This window comes from Embleya sp. NPDC001921 (assembly GCF_053594475.1).
The window spans coordinates 174,564-193,233 of the sequence record NZ_JBSFEO010000012.1; the positions used below are offsets into that span (position 1 = coordinate 174,564).

The following is an 18,670-nucleotide window of genomic DNA, read 5'->3' on the forward strand; positions in this document are numbered from 1 at the left end:
GCCGAGCCGGCAAGGCACCCGGAGGGTGGGCCCGTGCGGGCACCAGGGCGGATGAACCCGGCCGGCCCTGCGGAGGGGATCGGCCCCCGGGACCCGGCCGGGCCCGCGCCTGCGACCGCCTCCGGTCCACGCGACGAGCCGTTCGACGAGCCGTTCGCGGCCGGCCCCGCCGCGCCCGCGTGGCATCCCCGGGAACCGCCGCTTCCGGTCGCCGCCGTCCTGGCCCGGGGTTCGGCCGTGCCGAGTCTCGCGCTGCGGGTCGTCGAGCGGTTGGAGCGCGGGGACGTCCTGCGTGCCGTCGGAGATCGGGACTGGCTGGTCGTCGTGGGCGAGGACCTGCCCCGGCCGGACGGGCTGCGCTATCTCGGGTGGGACGGGGAGGCCCTGACGCCCACCACGATGCGGCCCGCGCCCTCGGCCGAGTTGTGGCGTCTCGCGCTGGGCTCCCGCGACCTCGTGGTCCTGTTGCCGGACGGAGTTCTCGTGGCGCCCATGCCCGCCGGCGCGGCGGATCGGGACGCGCCGGCGACCCTGGCGGCCGGCGGCGGCAGGTGAGGCTGCCGGACGCGCTCGCGCCCTGGGCCGGTCCGTTGCGCGCACTCACCCCCGAACTCGGCACCGCGTTGGGGCCGATGATTCGACGACTGGACACGATGTTGTCGGCGGCCGAACCCGGCGCCGCTCCGGCCGGGGAGTTCGCGGGCCATGGCGGGATCAGCCGACGCGGACATCCGGAGCGGCTGCTCGCATCCGAGTGGTTGTGGGCCCAGGAGTGCGGGACGGAGTTCCTGCGCCACGCCGCGTCCGGCGAACTGCTCTACCTGGAACCGGGTTTCGTCGACCCGCGACCGACCGGTCGGGTGGTGGTGCTGATCGACGCCGGACCGCTCCAGGCCGGTGCGCCGCGTCTGGTGCAACTCGCCTGCCTGATCGTGCTGGCCGCGAAGGCCCAGGCGCGCGACATGGACCTGGTGGTCGAAGTGCTCGGCACGGATCCGGGCACCCGGCTCACCGGTGATCTGCGTCGGATGTTGCGCTCCTGGCTGAGCATCCGCCCGGGCCGGCCACCCACACCCGGGCAGGTCGCGGAGCGCGTGGCCGAGGCGGACGCCGCCGACGAGGTGTGGATCCTGGGTACCACCACCACGGGACGTCGGGTGATCACCGCGCGCGAGGCCGGATGGACGGCCGCGGGCGCGTCGCGCGTCCTGGTGTCGATCGCCGGCGCGGCCGTGGAACTCCCCCTGCCCGCACCCGAGATCGCGGTCCGGGCCTTGCGCGGACGCGAGTTCGCCGCGATCGAGTCGACCCCACCGCGGCCCTCGGTGGGTCCGGTGCGACTGCCCGCGTTCACCGGGGGGTCGCGATACCTGCTGATGCGCGGCGAGGGACCGGGCGAGCTGCTCTCGGTGTACATCCCCACCGACGGGCGACCGTTGGGCCGACCGACCCGGCACGGCTTCCGCGGCGCCGTCCACGCCGCGTCCTGGTGGGGCCGCCGACTGATCGTGGTGACACTCTCCCGGGGGGAGTTCGCCGTACACGTGATCGGGCGGCCGTGGTGGGAGGCGGAGGACATCGGTGGGCCCATCGAGGGGTTGGACCCGGACCCGGGCGCGATGACCGGTGACGATCCGATCCGGCCGGTCCTACACGTACCGGGCGCGGTGCTCTGGCGGATCGGTGGTGCGTGGTGGCGGTTGCGCGCGGGGGAGTCGCCGGTCCGGATCGAGCAGGTCTCGATCGCGCCGGCTGTCGGTTCGTTCCGGGACGAACCGCTGATGACCGCGCCGACCGGCACCCGGCATCTGCGATTCACCGGCCGCGCCGGGCCGATCACCGCGGTGGACGTCACCGATCACCTGCTGGGCGGCGGCGCGTTCGGGTGGTGCGCCGAGGATCCGACCAGGTGGCGGATCCACACCGCGCCGGACGCCCCGGAGCAGGTGTTGCACGTTCCGCTCGGGGTGCGACCCATCGGTCTGGTCGTCGAGGACGGCAGGGCCGCGCTCGTGAGCACGTCGGCGGACGATGAGCTGGTGCGCGCGCACACCTCGGACGGCGATCGGGTGCTGGGCGCCTGGTCCGGCGCGACGGACCCGTTGACGGTACATCCGACGCTGCCGCTGATCGCCATGCGGGACCGGACCGGGCGGATCACGGTCGGCCACCCGGTGACCGGTCGGGTCCTGGCGACCTTGGCGGCGGTATGACGGGCGCGACGCGAGACGAGACGCCGGACGGGTCGCCGTGCGCGACCCCCGACGGGCCGCCGGACGGGACGCCGGACGGGACCCCCGACGGGTCGCCGGGCCGCGGCGCGACCGGGTATCGCGGTTCGGTGCGGGCCGCCGGATTCCTTCTGGACGTGCCGGTCCTGGGGCGGGACGAGGCCGCCGCCCGGGTGTTGGCCCTGTGGGACCCCGGTGCTCGGCTGTACGCGCTGCCGGACGGGCGCTGGCTGTTGCGGCTCGGCGCGGAGCGTGTCGTGCGGGCCGAGCACGCACCCGGCACGCCGCTGTGCCTGCTCGATCAGGCCCTGGTGGAACCGGGCTTGCAGTCAGGACCCGGTGACCGGGGACATCTGGTGCGGCGTTTCGGCGGGCGGCGGGTCACCGTCGCCCTGGCCGGGTTGCCGGTCCTGACTCCCGCGTCGTGGCTGCGCGTCGACGGGCTGCCGATCCGGTGGTTGCCCGCGCTCGACGCGGTCGAGGCCCGCCCCGAGGTCCCGATCGAGCCGGCTCCGGAAACCACTCCGGACCTGCGGGCGCGGGCGGGGGTGGGCCGGCGCGACGAGCGGGCGGAACGGGTCGCGGCCGAGTTGGCGAACCCCCGTGTCGGCGGGCGCGGTTCGGCAGGGTTCGGGCGAGCCTTCGCGAGGTTCGGGTCAGGCTCCGCGCGGTCGCTGCCGCACGCGGGGCGCGAACCGTTCGCCTTCCTCGGGATCGTCGCCTCGGTCGGGGTCGTTGCCCTGGTCGTCGGTGGCGCCGTCGCCGCGCTCGGCACGGTGGCCGACGGCCGAGCCCCGATCGCGCTGCTCGGTGCCGTCCTGGTGTCGGCCGTACTGCTGTGGCGTCGAAGCTCTCGCGGTGCCCCTGTGGGCCGGTACGCGGGGACCGGCCGAGGCACCGGGGGAGTGGAGGCGCCCCCCGTCGGCGGGTCCCGGGACGGGACCGGCCCCCGCCGTCCGCTCGCACGACTCCTGGGCGCACTCGGTGCGCGTCTGGCCGAGCAGCTGATGCGAAGCCCCTTGGCCCGCTTGGTCGTCGACCGGCAGGAGCGCTACCTGCGCGACCTTGCTCGGCAGTTCGAGCGCGGTCGCTACGAACAGGCGCTGCGGAACGCCATCGCGCTGTCCGAGGCATCGGCCGACGGGCAGCGCGTTCCGCCGGCGCTCGGGGTACCGAGGCCGCGAACCGGCGACCTGGGGCCGGCCGGCCGGGTCGGCCCGGCGGGCGCCGCGCTGCGGATCGCACCGGCGATGTTCGCGCGCCTGCGCGTGTTGTACACGGACGCGGCCGAACGACTCGAACGGGACGACCGGATCGACGAGTCCGCGTTCGCGCTCGCGGACCTGCTCGGCTCACCGGACGCGGCGGTGGCCCTGTACACCCGCCACGGTCGCTTCCGTGCGGCCGCCGAACTGGCCGAGAACCGCATGGCGGCACCGGACCTGGTGGTGGGGCTGTGGTGGCGCGCCGGCGAGCGGGAGCGGGCGGTGCGGCTCGCGCGGCTGCACGGCGCGTTCGCGACCGCGATCGGGCGGCTGACGCCGACCGACCCGCGGACGGCCGCCGCGTTGCGTGCCGAGTGGGTCGCGGCCTGCCAGGCGATCGGCGACCATCTGGGCGCGGTCGAGGCCGCCTGGCCCGACCGCGACCTGCGCCCGGCGGTGGCCGCCGACGTGACGGCCGGCATCGCACAGGGCGGCAAGATCGGAGCACGGCTGCTGGCGTACCTTGCCACGGAAGCGCCGATCGAGCAGGCCAGGCCCGCGGTGGTGGCGTTCCTGGACGCGGACGCGGACGCGGACGCGGACGTGGGCGTGGACGTGGGCGGGACCGAAGCGCGCGACAGCGGGGTCGAGCCCGGCGACCGGACCGCGGCCACCGAGCCGGCAGCCGGAACCGGAACCGAAACCGGCTCGCTCGCGGTCCGCGCCGACCGCACCGCGCTGGACACCTTCACGTCCGCACTGGCCGAGTTGTCGGCCGCCGACCCCGCCTGGGATCGCGAACTGGCCACCCTGGCCGCCCGGGCCCTCGCCCGCGCGTCGGGACGGCCCGCCGGGGTGATCGCCTCGCCGCCCGGGAGCGTACGCCGTCGATTCGACGCGCTCCGCGTCCGCGCCGATCCGCTCGCCGCGGTCGATCTGCGTCCGCCCGAGGAACCCGGGCGCGTGCGGCGGGACCGCCCGGTCGCGGTGACCGCCGGCGACCTCCCGGGGCGGGTGCCGATCCGAAGTGCCGCCGCCCTGCCCGACGGTACCGTCCTGGTCGCCTGCGGCGCGGCCGGTACCCGCCTGTTCGGCCCCGACGGCCGCGAGCGGGTTCGCTGGGACGTGCCGGCGCACGGGATCGTCCTCGCCGATCACGGCGCCGTCGCGTTGTTGGTCGCCGAACGCGGCGCGTCCCGCGACATCCACCGGCTGGAGGTGCTCACCCGCCGGATCCGCCACTGGGCCACGTTGTCGGCACGGGAGTTCCCCGACTCGTTCGACGGCGCACACCTGGTGACGTTGGATCAGGGGGTGATCACAGTGCTCGACACGACCACCCCGCGACCACGCGTGGTCCGGCGTGAGGACGCCGCACCCGCGTCGTTCCTCGGCGTGACCCGGACCGCGACCTCGTGCGCGGCCCTGGCCAAGACCCGGGAGGGCACCGAACGGATGACGGAACTCGCCAAGTGGCGCTGGGACATGCCGGGATGGATCCTGCGGGAACGGTCCACCCTGGAGGGCACGATGCCACCTTCTCTGGTCACCGGTACCGGTGTCGTCGTGCCCACCCTCTTCGAGGCCGTCCTCGTCTCCGGGGACGCCCACCTGCTCGTGCCGAGCGAGGGCTCGGCGTCGGTGTACCCGGGCACGGACACCGACGCCGTCGCGAACATAGCCTTCCCCGGTGCCGCCCCCGACACCATCGGCTTTCGGGAACACGCGGGCCGGATCACCGCCTGGGACCGCTCGGGCCGGATCGTGGTGTCGGACGGCCCTTCGGTGCGCACCGTCTTTCGAACCTGATCGGTCATCAGGTCGCTTTGTGACCAACCCTGATGACGGCACATCAGTTTTCAGGTGATGCCCTCGGTCCCCTTGGCGGCGGATCCCGGCAGTGCTTCAATGTGACTCGTCCTTGTTAGGAAACTTTCCTAACAAAGGATGGACACGGAGCCCCCCGAACGTGGCCGTAGAGCCGGAACGGAGACGCACGTGCACTCTCACCTTGGACGCAGCCGCAAGCGCTTGACTCTGCTTGTGGCCACCGGACTGCTGATCGCCGTACCCGGGCCGCTGGCCCACGCGGTGACGAACGACGCCGCGCAGTCGGCTTCGACCGGCGCGGCGGCCCAGGTCGCCGCCGCGCGGATCGGATTGGACGACCCGCACAAGAAGGACATCGCCATGCAACTGGTGTCCAGCGCGGAGAACTCCACCCTGGACTGGAAGGCGCAGTACAAGTACATCGAGGACATCGACGACGGGCGCGGATACACGGCCGGAATCATCGGCTTCTGTTCCGGCACCGGTGACATGCTCGACCTGGTCGAGTTGTACACCGCGCGCAAGCCCGGCAACGTGCTGGCCAAGTTCCTGCCCGCACTGCGCAAGGTCAACGGCACGGACTCGCACGCGGGCCTGGGCAGTTCGTTCACGAAGGCCTGGGCGACCGCCGCCGCCGACGCCGACTTCCGCCAGGCTCAGAACGACGAGCGGGACCGCGTGTACTTCAACCCGGCCGTCAACCGCGGCAAGGCGGACGGGCTGGGCGCACTCGGCCAGTTCATCTACTACGACGCGATCGTCATGCACGGCGACGGTGGCGACCGGGACAGCTTCAGCTCGATCCGCGCCAACGCGCTCAAGAAGGCCAAGCCGCCGGCCCAGGGCGGCAACGAGACCACCTACCTCAACGCCTTCCTCGACGCCCGCAAGGTCGCGATGAAGCACGAGGACGCGCACAGCGACACCAGCCGGGTCGACACCGCGCAGCGCGTCTTCCTCAAGGCCGGCAACCTCGACCTCAACCCGCCGCTGAAGTGGAAGGTCTACGGCGACAGCTACTCGATCAATAGCTGACCGACGCCGCACCGACCTTCCCCCAGCCCGACCACCCCCCCCCGAGCCCGACCACCCCCGAGCCCGACCTTCCCCGAGCCCGACCACCCCCGAGCCCGACCACCCCTGGCACTCGGGGCGCGCCACCGGCCCGGAGCGCAACCGAGCCGACCCGCCCGACCCCGCCCGTCCCGCACGACGAAAGGCCACCGCGGCCCGCGGTGGCCTTTTCGCGCACGATCCGTGACATTCACCCCACACGGAGTGCGCGCGTGCCGCCCCCGGGAGGGCCCGCGGGTCGCCGCGGTGTGTCGTGGCAGCACACGGTCGTGGGGTGAGATGTCCTGTGTCCCGGGCGCGTGTCACGATTGCGCGGTGACTGACGTGGGTTGGGATGCGGCGCTGGTGGGGCGGGGCGAGGAGGTCGCCCGGCTCGACGAGGCGTTGGCGCGTGGGCGGGCGGGTGATCCGTGTGCCGTACTGCTGGCCGGGGACGCCGGAGTGGGCAAGACCCGGCTGCTCGCGGAGGCCGCCGCGCGGGCGGCCGGCGCCGGGATGACCGTGTTGACCGGCCACTGTGTGGATCTCGGTGACGTCGGTCTGCCCTACCTGCCGTTCGTCGAGGTGCTGCGCCGGTTGGACGCCGAGGAGCGGTACGCCGACGTACTGGCCGCGCACCCGGCCGTCGAGCGGCTGTTGCGCGCCGGAGGGGGCGCGGCGGAGTACGCCGGCACGATGCCGGACTCCGGGGTGCGGCTGCGGCTGTTGGAGGACGTCGCGGCGCTGCTCGGTGACCTCGCCGAGTCGGCTCCCGTCCTGCTGGTGGTCGAGGACCTGCACTGGGCCGACCAGTCGACCCGCGACCTGCTGCGCTTCCTGCTGAGCCGGCTGTTGCCGCAGCGCCCGGGCGGCGCCGCGTACCAGCGGTTGACCGTGCTGGCCTCCTACCGCTCGGACGATCTGCATCGGCGGCACCCGCTGCGCCCGCTGCTGGCCGAGTTGGTCCGGCTGCCCTCGGTCGGGCGGCTGGACCTGCGCCCGATGGACGACGAGGACGTGGCCAGCCTGGTGCGCGGCCTGGACGCCCACCCGCTGTCCGAGGACACCGTACGGGCCATCGTCGAGCGAGCCGAGGGCAACGCGTTCTACGCCCAGGAACTGCGGGCCGCCACCGACACCGCGGCGGGCGGTGTGCCCAGCGGCCTGGCCGAGGTGCTGCTCACCCGGATCGAGCAGATGTCGGGCACCGCCCAGCGGGTGATCCGCACGGCCGCCGTGGCCGGGCGCCGGGTCGAGCACCGGCTGCTCCGGGACGCCGTCGACCTGCCGGACGACGAGTTGGAGGCGGCGCTGCGCGAGGCGGTCGGGCGCCACCTTCTGGTCGCCGGCGAGGGCGACACCTACGCGTTCCGCCACGCACTGATCCGCGAGGCGGCGTACGCGGACCTGCTGCCGGGTGAACGGGTGCGGATCCATGCGGTGTTCGCCCAGCTGCTCGGCGCCCCGGAGCGCCGGGCCGCCAGTCCGGCCGAGCGGGCACACCACCACCGGGCCGCTCACGACCTGCCCGGAGCGCTCACCGCGTCGATCGAGGCGGCCGACCACGCCGCGCGCGTGGGTGCGCCCGCCGAGGAGATGCGCTGGGTCGAAACGGCCCTCGAGGTGTGGGACGCGGTGCCGAACGCGCGGGAGTCGGTGGACACCGACAACGTGTCGCTGATGTTGCGCGCGTCCGCGGCCGCGGTCCGAGCCGGTGAGGCGCACCGCGCCGTCGCGTTCGCGCGTACCGCCCTGGATCGGCTCGGCGAGCACGCGGACGTCGATCTGGCGGTGACCGTCCGCTACACGCTCGCCTCCAGCCTGATGAGCGTGGACGACCTCCAGGCCGCGTTCGAGTACAGCAGACAGGCGCTCGAGATGATCCCGGCCGAGCCGCCGTCGCACACGTGGTTGTGGGCGGCGGCCACGTACGTGCAGGCCGCGTACTTCTACAAGGACGACGAGACCGCCCGGCGGGTCGGCCGTCAGGTGTTGGCGGTCGCCGAGGAACTCGGTACGGACGACGCCCTCGCCGACGCGATCATCTCGCTGACCGGTCTGGAGTCCAGCCGGCAGTCCGACGATGGACGCCAACGACTGGTTCAGGCACGCGAGTTGGCCCGCCGCTCGGGGAATCCGACGATCGAGCTGCGGGCGCTGATGAACCTGGCCATGGGCACGTTCGAGTCGGGCCTGCTCCAGGAGTGCCTGCGCTGGTTGGACGAGGGCCTGGAACTGGCCCGCAGCAGCACCAGGACCACCTCCCCGTATCCGCTCGAGATGCGCTATCTGCGCGCCCAGCTCCTGTACACGCTGGGGCGCTGGGACGACGCCCTGGCGGAGGTGCCCTCGACGGTGCCCTCGGCGTTCGGCCACGTCGCGGCGGCGGAGCTGTACGTGCTGCTGGGGCGCGGTGAGCCCGGTGCCGCGGAGCGGGCGCGGGTGCTGTTCGAGGGGCGGCCGTTCAACTGGATGGGCACGCTCGTGGGCGGTCTGGTGCTGACCGACGAGGCGGCCTGGCGCGGTGATTCCCGCGCGGCGGCCGACTGGGCGCGACGCGCGGTGTCCGAACTGTCCGAGGACTACAACCGGTACCCGGACGTGGGTGTGCGGTTGTCCGCCCTGGCCCTGTCCGCGATCGGCGACACGGTGGCCGGGCTGCGGGCCGCGGGCGACGCCGAGGGGGTGGAGCGGGAGATGGCGACGGCACGGGAGTTCCTCGACCTGGCCCGCACCACGGCGACCTGGCCCGGCCGTCGCCATCCGCGGACCGGGGCGGAGGGTACCGCCTGGCTGCTGCGCGTCGAGGCCGAGTGGTCGCGGGTGTCCGGTGATTGGGACGTCGCGCTGTGGGAGAAGACGGTCCGGGCGTACGACTACGGCAACGTCTTCGAGGGCGCGCGCAGCGAACTGCGGCTGGCCCAGGCGCTGGTGGCGGCCGGGCGCCGGGACGAGGCGGCCGACCTGGCGCGGCGGGTGCGGGGGACGGCGGAGCGGCTGGGATCGGTGCCGCTGCGGGACGCGGTGGACGCGGCGGTGCGGCGCGCGCGGTTGGGCGATCCGAACGCGACGCCGGCCGGCGAGGCGCTGCTGACCGCGCGCGAGCAGGAGGTGTTGGAACTGCTCGCCAAGGGCCGGACCAACCGGCAGATCGGCGAGGAACTGTTCATCAGCGCCAAGACCGCGAGTGTGCACGTCTCCAACATCATGGCCAAGGTCGGCGCGTCCCGCCGCACCGAGGCGGTGGCCCTGGCCCGGCGCAGCGGGTTGATCCCGGACTGAGCGGACTCGCGTCGATCGCGACCGAGTGGTCGCGGGTCGATCCCCGACCGAGCGGCGCCGATCCCGGACGGGGCCGGGCGTGGCAGCGGGAGTTGCCCCGGAGGGTGTCGGATCCCATCGGTACCCGTAGCGCACCCCCGTCCCGGGCATACCGTACCCGTCGACCGGGAGGGGTTCGGGATGGCTGGGCAAGTGCCTTCGGGGATGGGCGAGTTCGACGAGTTGGGGCAGGGATACGACACTCCGTTCGACGGGGACGCGGCGAACGCGGGCCTGGGTCGGATGCTCACCCGGCTGCCGGTCGCGCTGGCGCAGGTGTGGCGACTGTCCCGGGCGGCGAGTCGGCGGGCGACGTGGCTGCTGGTACTGGCCCAGTCGGCCGCCGGGGTGGCCACGGCGCTGGCCTTGCTGGCCACCGCGCGCGCGTTGGGGGCGCTGTTCGCCTCGGGGCCGGCGCCGGAGCGGGTCGGGGCCGCGCTGCCGGCGGTGATCGCGGTGGTGTCGGCCACGGCGGTGCGGGCGGGGCTGGAGACCGTGGTGGCGGCGACCCAGGCGCGGTTGTCCCCGGGCATTCGCCGGGTGGCCGAGAATCGGCTGCACGCCGCGGCGGTCGGCGCGGACCTGGGCGCGTTCGACGACGCGGACTGGCACGACGCGCTGGCCCGGGCCCGCGACCGCGGCATCGATCACGCGCAACTGGCCCTGGGGCACGCGGTCGAGCTGCTGGGCGCGCTGGTGGGTCTGCTGGTCGGGATCGGGGTGGTGACCGGGTTGCATCCGGTGCTGCTGCCGCTGCTGGCCCTGTCGATCGCGCCGCAGGGGTGGGCGGCGCTGCGTTCGGCCCGGATCGGCTTCGAGGGCATGGTCCGGCGCATGACGCTGTATCGGCGACTGTGGTTGTTCGCCGACCTGCTCAGCGCCCGGGAGGCGGCGGCGGAGGTTCGGGCCTGCACCGCCGAGCGGCCGCTGCTGGACGAATTCCGGCGGCTGGCCGGGACGGTGGAGCGGGCGGAGGTCGGGGTCGGCTACGCGCAGGTCCGGGTGGGGCTGATCGGACGGACGCTCTCCGGTCTGGCGCTGGGGGCCACGTACCTCGCGCTGGGCCTGCTGGTGCGGGCCGAGATCGTGCCGCTCGCGGTGGCGGGCACGGCGGTGCTGGCGGTGCGTACCGCGAGCGGTTCGCTGGCCACGTTGATGGTCGCGGTCGACCGGCTCTACGAGAAGTCCCTGTACATCACCGACTATCACGCGTTCCTGGAGCAGGCGAGTGCTCGCGCACGGCCGGGCACGACGGCGGCGGTGCCGGTGGGGTTCGCCGAGATCCGGCTGCGGGACGTCTACTTCGCCTATCCGGGGAGTGCGGAGTCGGCGCTGCGCGGCGTCGATCTGGTGATCCGCCGGGGCGAGACGGTGGCCCTGGTCGGCGAGAACGGGTCCGGGAAGACCACGCTCGCGCTCCTGTTGGCCGCGCTGTACCACGCGGACAAGGGCACGATGCACTGGGACGACACCGACCTGGCCGAGGTGGATCCGGCCGGGATTCGCGAGCAGGTGGCGCTGGTGATGCAGCAGCCGACCCGCTGGCCGCTGACCGCGCGCGGCAACATCGTGCTGGGGCGCGCCGATCGGGTGGACCCGGAGGGTGCGGCCATGCTGCGGGCGGCGCGGGACGCGGGGGCACACGACCTGATCGAGCGTCTGCCGCACGGGTACGACACGTTGTTGTCGAAGAAGTTCCGGGCCGGGGTGGACCTGTCCGGCGGGCAGTGGCAGCGGATCGGCGTCGCGCGCGGCTTCTACCGGGACGCGCGCCTGTTGATCGCGGACGAGCCGACGGCGGCACTGGACGCGCGGGCGGAGCACGCGGTGTACGCGAACATCCGGCGCCTGGCGGCGGGGCGCACGGTGGTGCTGATCAGCCATCGCCTGGCCTCGGTACGCGAATGCGATCGCATCGTGGTGCTGCGGGCGGGCGAGGTGGTCCAGCAGGGCACACACGAGCAACTGATGTGCGAGGGCGGCGAGTACGCGGAGTTGTACCGCCTCCAGGCGCAGGCGTACGCCGATCCGGCGGGGTGAGACTCGCCCGGGACGTGTCCTCGATGCCCGCCGAGCAGCAGGGTGGGGCTCGGGGACCCGCCCCGTGGCGTCCTACAACTCGTCGAGCAGCAGCAGTGACGGAACGCGTTCCGGGTCGGTGCGGTCCAGACGCAGGAGTTGGTGCAGGGCGCCCGCGGTGCCCGGGAGCAGACCGGTGGTGGTGTCGGTGACGGACTTGGTGAGGGGGCCGTAGGTTTCCAGTGCGGTGAGCAGGAGGGCGTCCAGGTGGTCCCGGGTGGGGGCGTCCGGGAGGTGGGCGCGCAGCCGGTCGGGGGCGCCGCGCAGGAGGGTGTCCAGGAGTTCCCAGGAGCCCGCGTCGCCGTGGCACAGCGTGTAGTCCCAGCCGAATCCGGTGCGCCAGGTCGCCGCCGCGGCGCGCAGCGCGCGGTCCAGGTGGGCGGGGGCGCCGGTGCGCGCGTACAGGTCCCAGGAGGCCAGGCCGATGCCGGTGCTGCCGTGGCACCAGGAGTCCAGGTACAAAACCTGGTCCGCTTCCCGGCCGTCCAGCCAGGCGGCGGCCTCCGGCCGATACAGGTCCTCCTGGAACGCCCAGGCTCGGGCCGCCGGTTCCAGCGGTGCCGGATCGTCGGTGGCGAGGGACAGGCGGTCCAGGGCCCAGCCGATGCCCGCCGAGCCGTGCGCGAATCCGCCGATGCCGTCCGGGAAGAGCGCGGTCGGCCAGCGCGCGGTGCGGCCTCCGTCGCCCTCCTCGACGAGGGAGCGCTCGACCAGCAGGGCCCCCGCGGACTCGGCGACCTCGCGCCATGTGCCGTCGCCGGTCGGGTCGGCCAGGGCCAGCAGCGGCACGATCAACCCGGCCGCGCCGCCGGCGACGTCCAGGATGGTGTCCTGGGCCAACAGGCCCGGCGCGCGCTCCGCGTGCCGCACGGCGCGCTCCAGGTCCGCCGGCCGGCCGGAGGAGGCGTACAGCGCCAGCCAGGTGCGTACGGCCGCGCCGATCCCGTCGAACGCGCCGAGCCGGCCGGTGGGTACCGCGTCCTCCATCGCGGCCAGCGCCCGGATCGCGCCGTCGGCGATCGCCCGCAGACCGGGCACCGTCGGCACCCGGCCGGCGCGGGAGCGGGCCAGGTAGGTGTCCAGTGCCAGCGCGACCCCGGCCTGCCCGCTGTAGAAGTCGGCCGCGAACGGCCGCACGCTGAAACCGCCTTCGGTGTAGACCGGCCCGATCCAGGTGGCCGTGCCGTCCGCGCCGATCACCGCTCGCGCGCACAGGTCCCGGGCGAATCGGGCGGCCAGGTCGCGGCGCCGCTCCTCGAGGTCGCCGGTCCGAACCGGGGTGTCGTGCCGTCGATCCGCCTCGGGTATCGCGCTGCGGTCGCGGTAGACGCCCAGCAGCGACGAGCGGATCATCACCTCCTCGAACCGCGGATCGCCCGCCCGCCAGCGCTCGACACTCGCGTCGATCAGCCGGCCCGGCTCTCCCCACGTGGTGCCGCGCGGCCCGTCCATCCGGCCGTGTTCGGGCCGTACGCCGAAGAACGGGATGTCGCCGTCGAGCAGGTCGGCGACCTCGGCGCCGACCACCTCCGGGGTGGAGGGCGCGCCGTGCAGCGCCTTCGCCTGCCGGGTCAGCACGTCCCGGGCGCGTTCGACGGCCGGGGGTTCGTCGTGCAGGGACGCGGGATGCCACAACATCCGGGCGATCTCCACGTAGACCTGGGTGGGCCGCAGTACCACGCGCAGGTCGCAGCCGACGAAGCCGTCCAGCATCGGGCGCAGCATGCCGTCCCGGTCCAGCGCGTCGAGTCGGTCGCGCAGGTCGCGGTAGCCGCCCACGATGTCGTCCTGATGGGCGATCGGATCGGCGTCGGGCGCGGGCAGGTTGGCCGAACCGCCCACGTCGGCGGGCTCCATCGCCAGGTGGGCCAGGTCGGTTCCGGCCCCGGCGATCACCGGGGCCGGGATCCGGGGCTGCTGTTCGGGGAGTGCGCCCACGGCGGACATGTCCACGCCCTGGAGCACGAGTTGGGCCAGTCGCATGGGCAACAGCCCGGTGCGCAGCACGGTGCGCCGGACCGCGGCGGCGGCGGTGTCGAAGGCGTCGCCGAGTCCACTGGCGGCCATCCGCGGCTCGGGGCTGAACAGCGTCTCGCAGTCCACCACCCACGGCACCGGTCCCTGGGCGATCACGTTGTCCGAGTGCAGGTCGGTGGCGCCGAGCAGTTGCATCACGCACATCCACTCGCCCAAGCCCCGGTAGAAGCGCGCGAGTTCGCCGGGGCTCGCGCAGTGGCGGTGCTCGATGTGCTCGGCCCAGCCGTAGTCGGTGCCGAGCAGCACGCGCGGCACCTTGATGCGATCCGGGTGCGGGGTGCCGGCCAGGAGTTCGTCCAGTGTCGCGGCGAGCGCGGCGTCCACGGCGAGCGATCGGGGTTTGTACACCGCGCGGCCGGCCTCGAAGCGGACCACGGCGACGGTACGGCCGCCGCGGTGCGAGTCGCCGGCGTCCAGGCGGATCTCCACGAGGTCGCCGGGCGGTGTGCCGAGCAGGTCGGTCAGGCGCGGGCGGTCGCTCGCCAGGTGGCGGGCCAGGGTGAGCAGGGCGGCGCAACGATTGCGGATCACCCGCTCCAGGCGCGGTGCGAACGCCGGGTAGTCGACCTGGAGTTCGCTCCAGAACTCGGCACTGGAGGCGAGTTCGAGGAACTCGTCCCAGCGTCGCGCGCTGGTGTCTCGGGTCAGCCGGCCGGACATCCGGGCGGCGTGCAGTTCGAGCAGCAGCAGCCGGTTGGCCTTGGGCCGGACCACGTCCAGCAGCGAGCGGTGCGCGGCACGCAGCAGGATCTCCCGCTCGACGGCCGACAGCGGATCGGGGATCGCCCGCAGCCGACGTCGGAAGCGGTCCAGGGCGGGCCGGATCAACGGCTCCAACGCGGCGTCGAATTCGCCGGCGTCGTCGTACGTCACCACGGGGCGCGGCCGGACCGGGATTGCCATGCGCGGATCGCCACCCATCGAGGACGGACCCGCCGCCCGGAACCGGTCGACAGGCGACGGTTCCGGGCGGCGGGTCGGTGCGGAACGGATCAACAACAGGGGCGAGTGCGCGACCCGGAGCATGCGGTGCCGCAGCTGATCGCGGCGACGTCGATCTCGGTGAGGCTCTGTTCGGTTGCGGATCCGCCGATGTAGAGCGAACCGGCGGGGTTCTCCACGCCGTCGGCCGTTTCGGCGCCGGAGCGCCAGGCGTCGAGGGTGTTCCGAGCGGCATTCGATGCGGTGCGCATGGCGATACCTTTCCGCCGATGCCGGACGACCCGGCCGGTACGCCGGGTGCACCGGTCATCGACCCTGGGTTAGGGAAGTGCGGCAGGCTCACGTTAGCGCCGGAACGACGGCGGCGACAGACCCAGTTTTCGACGGGTGAATTCGCCCGCCAGGCACGGGAATCGGGGCATTCGCTCGACGCCGGCCGACCAACCGGTGGTTTCGCGCGCTGGGCGGGCGCGGCGGCCCACCGCACGGTTTGTGCCCCGGATCGGCAGCGGGATTCCGGCCGGCTCTTGTCATTGGTCTAGTCCATTGACAGTCTTGGAGTCGTCGCCGACGGTCATCGCTCCATGACCGGATCGGCGGTTCCCGTATGGCATTTTCCGCCGCTCAGCATGGGCCGATGTCGCCCATGGCGTTCCGCGTTTCGTACTCCTACCCCGGAGATATCCCATGCGCAGAGCCAGAGCTCACCCATGTCCGGACCCGATCGCGCCGCATCGGATCGCGACATGACCGCCGCCGACACCCGCCGCGGACCCACCGACCCGGCGCGCTCCGCGACCGGCGCCACCTCCACCGACCCGACCTTGTCGGGGCCGACCGTGCCGGGCCTGTTGGCAGCCCGCGCGCTCGTCGAGCCCGAACGGGTCGCCATCCTGGTGCCCGGCAGCTCCGAAAGCCGCCTGACCTTCGCCGCCTGGGGCCAGCGATCCACACTGCTCGCACGGGAGTTGCGGGCCCGCGCGGTACGCGCGGGGGATCGGATCGGGCTGATCTTCACCGGCTCGGAATGGGCCGACTACGCCGTCGCCTACTGCGCGGTGCAGCAGGCGGGCGCGGTCGCGGTGCCGCTGCCCGAGCGCCTGCCGCCCGCCGCCCTGCGCACCATGCTCACCCACTGCGCGGCCGGCGCCGTCCTGCACGGCGCCGGAATCCGGCCACCGGCGACCGACGCGTGGGCCGCCCCCGCCGCCGAGCTGGAGGCCGCCGCACAACGGGCCGCACACCGCGATCCGGTGCCGCATCGGGCCGCCGCGGACCCACCCGACCCGCCCCCGCCGGGCCCCGACGACCTCGCCCAGATCCTGTACACCTCCGGCACCACCGGCACCCCCAAGGGTGTCGCCGCCACCCACGCCAACCTCGCCTTCGGCCACGAACCCGCGCCCCGTCGACGGCAGTTGGCCCATTCGCGGCACTTCCTGCACGCCTTCCCGATCGGCACCAACGCGGGCCAGACGATGTTGCTCAACGCGTTGACCGCCGCGCCGACCGCGCTGTGCGCGCCGGAATTCGACGCCGAGGAGTTCTGCGCGCTGATCGCCGCCTATCGGGTCGGGACGGTGTTCACGGTGCCCGCGATGGCGGGCGAGTTGGTGAACTCCCGGGCCTGGACCCGGTACGACGTCGGCTCCGTGCAACTGTTCGGCTCGACCGCCGCCGCGCTGCCCCCGGCCACGGCGCTCGCGCTGACCGAGGCGTTCCCGGACGCCACCATCGTCAACGCGTACACCTCCACCGAGGCGGCACCCGCGCAGACCACCATGGTCTTCGACCCCGAACGGCCCACCTCGGTGGGGCGCGGTACCGGCCGAGAGGACCTGCGGGTCCTGGGCCCGGACGGCGAGGCCGTGCCGGTCGGCGAGGCAGGCGAGATCTGGCTGCGCTCGCCCACCGCGTCGCGCGGCTACTACCGCGACCCCGGGGCCGACACGGAGGTGTTCGCCGACGGCTGGGTGCGCATGGGCGACATCGGCCGGCTCGACGCGGACGGCTACCTGTACCTCGTCGACCGGGAAAGCGACCTGATCAAGTCCGGCGCGCTGCGCGTGTCCACCCTCGCGGTGGAGGCCGCGCTGTACGAACACCCGGCCGTCGCCGACGCGTCCGTGTTCGGCGTGCCGCACGCGTCGATGGGCACCATGGTCGCCGCCGCGCTGGTACTCCGCGCCCAGGCGTCCGCCGAGGACCTGCGGGTGTTCCTGCGCGAACGGCTGGCCCGACACGAGATCCCGACCCGCTTCCTGCGCGTGGACACCCTGCCCAGGAACCCGGCCGGCAAGGTGCGCAAAGCGCAGTTGCGGGCCCGCTTGAGCGCGGCCGACACGTCCCCCGGGCGAGCCCCGGCGACCGCGACCGAGGTCGCGATCAGCGGACTGTGGGACGAGGTGCTCGGCGCCGCCGGCGCCGGGGGCGACGACAACTTCTTCGCGCTCGGCGGGGACTCGTTCAAGGCCGGTCGACTGGCCGCCGCCGCCGAGCGCCTGTTCGCCCTGGAAGTGCCCGCGTCGCTCGCCTTCGACCACCCCGAACTCGTCGCCCAGGCGGCGTGGATCGACGCCGCGCGCGCCGGACCCGAAACCGTGCGCCCGAGCGCGCCGGAGCCGGCGAACGCGGCGGCCCGGATGCCGCTGAGCTCGCAGCAGGAGAACTTCTTCGTCTGGATGCACGCGACCGACGAGACGCGCGACGTGGGCCCGGTGAGTGTGGGGATCCGGATCACCGACGCGTTCGACCCGGACGCGCTGGAGGCGGCACTGGCCGAAATCGTGCGCCGACACGAGGCGCTGCGCACGGTGTTCCACTACCGCGACGGCACCGCGGAGGCGATCGTCCTGCCGGAACTGCCGCCCGAGGTACGCCGGGTGCGGGCCCGGGGCGCGACGACCGCCGAACGCGAACGGTTCGCCCGCGAGCACGCGCGCAGCGAGCGCGAGCACCACTGGGACCTGGCCGCCGGTCCGCTCGTGCGCGCCCTGGTGATCGAACTCGACGCCGAGGACCACGTTTTGATTCTCGCGGTGCACCACATGGTCTTCGACGGCTGGTCCATGGGCGTGCTGCTGCGCGAACTCGCACTCGGGTACTCCGCGACCCGCACCGGCCGGCCCGGTCCGTTGCCGCCGCCGACACCGACCTGCTCGGAGCACCTGGCCTGGGCCCGCGCGCAGTGGCCGCGCACCCGGCCGTTCTGGGAGGCGTCGCTGGCGGGCGCGCCCACCGCGATCGATCCCTTCCCGGGCCGGATCGTCACCGACCGGCTGCACAGCGGCTCGGTACGGTTCGCCCTGGACGCGGCCCTGGTCGCCCGGCTGCGCGCCGGCGTGCGGGAGCGGGGCGCGACCGCGTTCATGCTCGCCACCGCGTGCTGGACCAGCGTGTTGGCCAAGGCGGCAGGCACCCGCGACATCGTGGTGATGTCACCGGTGCCGGGACGTTCGCGACCGGGCAGCGAGAACCTGGTCGGCTGCCTGGTGCAATCTTTGCTGATCCGCGTCGACCTGCACGGCGACCCCTCCTTCGAGGACCTGGTGAACCGGGTCCGCGGCGCCGCGTTGGCCGCCAACGAGCATCAGTGCTACCCCTTCGCCGAGTTCTACCCGCGCTTTCCGGACGCGGCCTGGATTCGCTACGAGAGCTGGACCAACCCGGCGCACTTCCTCGGCCTGCTCTCCGAACCCTTCGAGCTGCCCCGCGAGTTGGACGCGGAATGGGGCACGCCCGGCGGCCGACCGGACCTGGGCGTGCCGGAACTGGCGCTCGCCGAACAGCCGGACGGCACCATCGCCGGCTGGCTGCTGTACAACGACCGGGCGTTCGAGCGCGGTGTCGTCGAGGGCCTCGCCCGGGCCTTCGTCGACGCCTGCGAGCACGCGCTCGACCACCCCCACGCGCCGGTGTTCGGGGACGCCGACGCGCTGGTGCACTCACCGACCGCCATCGAGAAGGGCTGAC

9 protein-coding genes are annotated in these 18,670 nt (G+C 73.9%); 7 read left to right on the top strand and 2 right to left on the bottom strand.

What is annotated here, in order from left to right:
* Window positions 1-33: 33 nt before the first annotated feature.
* The 6 genes from ACWCPW_RS17015 to ACWCPW_RS17040 all read left to right on the top strand — a co-directional run bounded on the left by ACWCPW_RS17015 (window position 34) and on the right by ACWCPW_RS17040 (window position 11,680).
* Entirely contained in the window at window positions 34-555 is a 522-nt protein-coding gene (locus tag ACWCPW_RS17015) for a bpX5 domain-containing protein (protein WP_449762378.1), read from the top strand.
* A complete protein-coding gene (locus ACWCPW_RS17020) occupies window positions 552-2,213 on the top strand; it encodes a hypothetical protein (protein WP_449762332.1) in 1,662 nt (553 codons plus the stop codon). Before ACWCPW_RS17015 ends, ACWCPW_RS17020 begins: the two co-directional genes overlap by 4 nt.
* Complete coding sequence (locus ACWCPW_RS17025) at window positions 2,210-5,245, top strand: bpX6 domain-containing protein (RefSeq protein WP_449762333.1); 3,036 nt, start codon at window positions 2,210-2,212, stop codon at window positions 5,243-5,245. The genes ACWCPW_RS17020 and ACWCPW_RS17025 overlap by 4 nt, the downstream gene beginning before the upstream one ends.
* Before the next feature lie 189 nt (window positions 5,246-5,434).
* Entirely contained in the window at window positions 5,435-6,301 is an 867-nt protein-coding gene (locus ACWCPW_RS17030; protein WP_449762334.1) for a chitosanase, read from the top strand.
* 318 nt (window positions 6,302-6,619) lie between these two features.
* Entirely contained in the window at window positions 6,620-9,601 is a 2,982-nt protein-coding gene (locus tag ACWCPW_RS17035; RefSeq protein ID WP_449762335.1) for a helix-turn-helix transcriptional regulator, read from the top strand.
* Window positions 9,602-9,781: 180 nt separating this feature from the next.
* Window positions 9,782-11,680: an ABC transporter ATP-binding protein gene (locus ACWCPW_RS17040; protein WP_449762336.1), complete on the top strand. Its 1,899-nt coding sequence runs from the start codon at window positions 9,782-9,784 to the stop codon at window positions 11,678-11,680.
* A gap of 72 nt (window positions 11,681-11,752) precedes the next feature.
* On the opposite strand, the gene ACWCPW_RS17045 is transcribed toward ACWCPW_RS17040, so the two are convergent.
* Window positions 11,753-14,659: a type 2 lanthipeptide synthetase LanM family protein gene (locus tag ACWCPW_RS17045; RefSeq protein ID WP_449762337.1), complete on the bottom strand. Its 2,907-nt coding sequence runs from the start codon at window positions 14,657-14,659 to the stop codon at window positions 11,753-11,755.
* Between the two features lie 89 nt (window positions 14,660-14,748).
* Entirely contained in the window at window positions 14,749-14,949 is a 201-nt protein-coding gene (locus ACWCPW_RS17050) for a DUF6229 family protein (RefSeq protein ID WP_449762338.1), read from the bottom strand.
* A gap of 495 nt (window positions 14,950-15,444) precedes the next feature.
* Here ACWCPW_RS17050 and ACWCPW_RS17055 point away from each other — a divergent pair, with 495 nt between their 5' ends.
* Window positions 15,445-18,669 carry an AMP-binding protein gene (locus tag ACWCPW_RS17055; RefSeq protein ID WP_449762339.1) on the top strand — a complete coding sequence of 1,075 codons (3,225 nt, stop codon included), beginning with the start codon at window positions 15,445-15,447 and terminating at the stop codon, window positions 18,667-18,669.
* Window position 18,670 lies beyond the last annotated feature (1 nt).

What these genes read in the sequence shown, in the direction of transcription:
- ACWCPW_RS17025 (WP_449762333.1), top strand. Translation starts at nt 2,210, where the DNA reads ATGACGGGCGCGACGCGAGACGAGACGCCGGACGGGTCGCCGTGCGCG.
- ACWCPW_RS17035 (WP_449762335.1), top strand. Translation starts at nt 6,620, where the DNA reads ATGTCCTGTGTCCCGGGCGCGTGTCACGATTGCGCGGTGACTGACGTG.
- ACWCPW_RS17040 (WP_449762336.1), top strand. Translation starts at nt 9,782, where the DNA reads ATGGCTGGGCAAGTGCCTTCGGGGATGGGCGAGTTCGACGAGTTGGGG.
- ACWCPW_RS17045 (WP_449762337.1), bottom strand. Translation starts at nt 14,659, where the DNA reads ATGGCAATCCCGGTCCGGCCGCGCCCCGTGGTGACGTACGACGACGCC.
- ACWCPW_RS17050 (WP_449762338.1), bottom strand. Translation starts at nt 14,949, where the DNA reads ATGCGCACCGCATCGAATGCCGCTCGGAACACCCTCGACGCCTGGCGC.
- ACWCPW_RS17055 (WP_449762339.1), top strand. Translation starts at nt 15,445, where the DNA reads ATGACCGCCGCCGACACCCGCCGCGGACCCACCGACCCGGCGCGCTCC.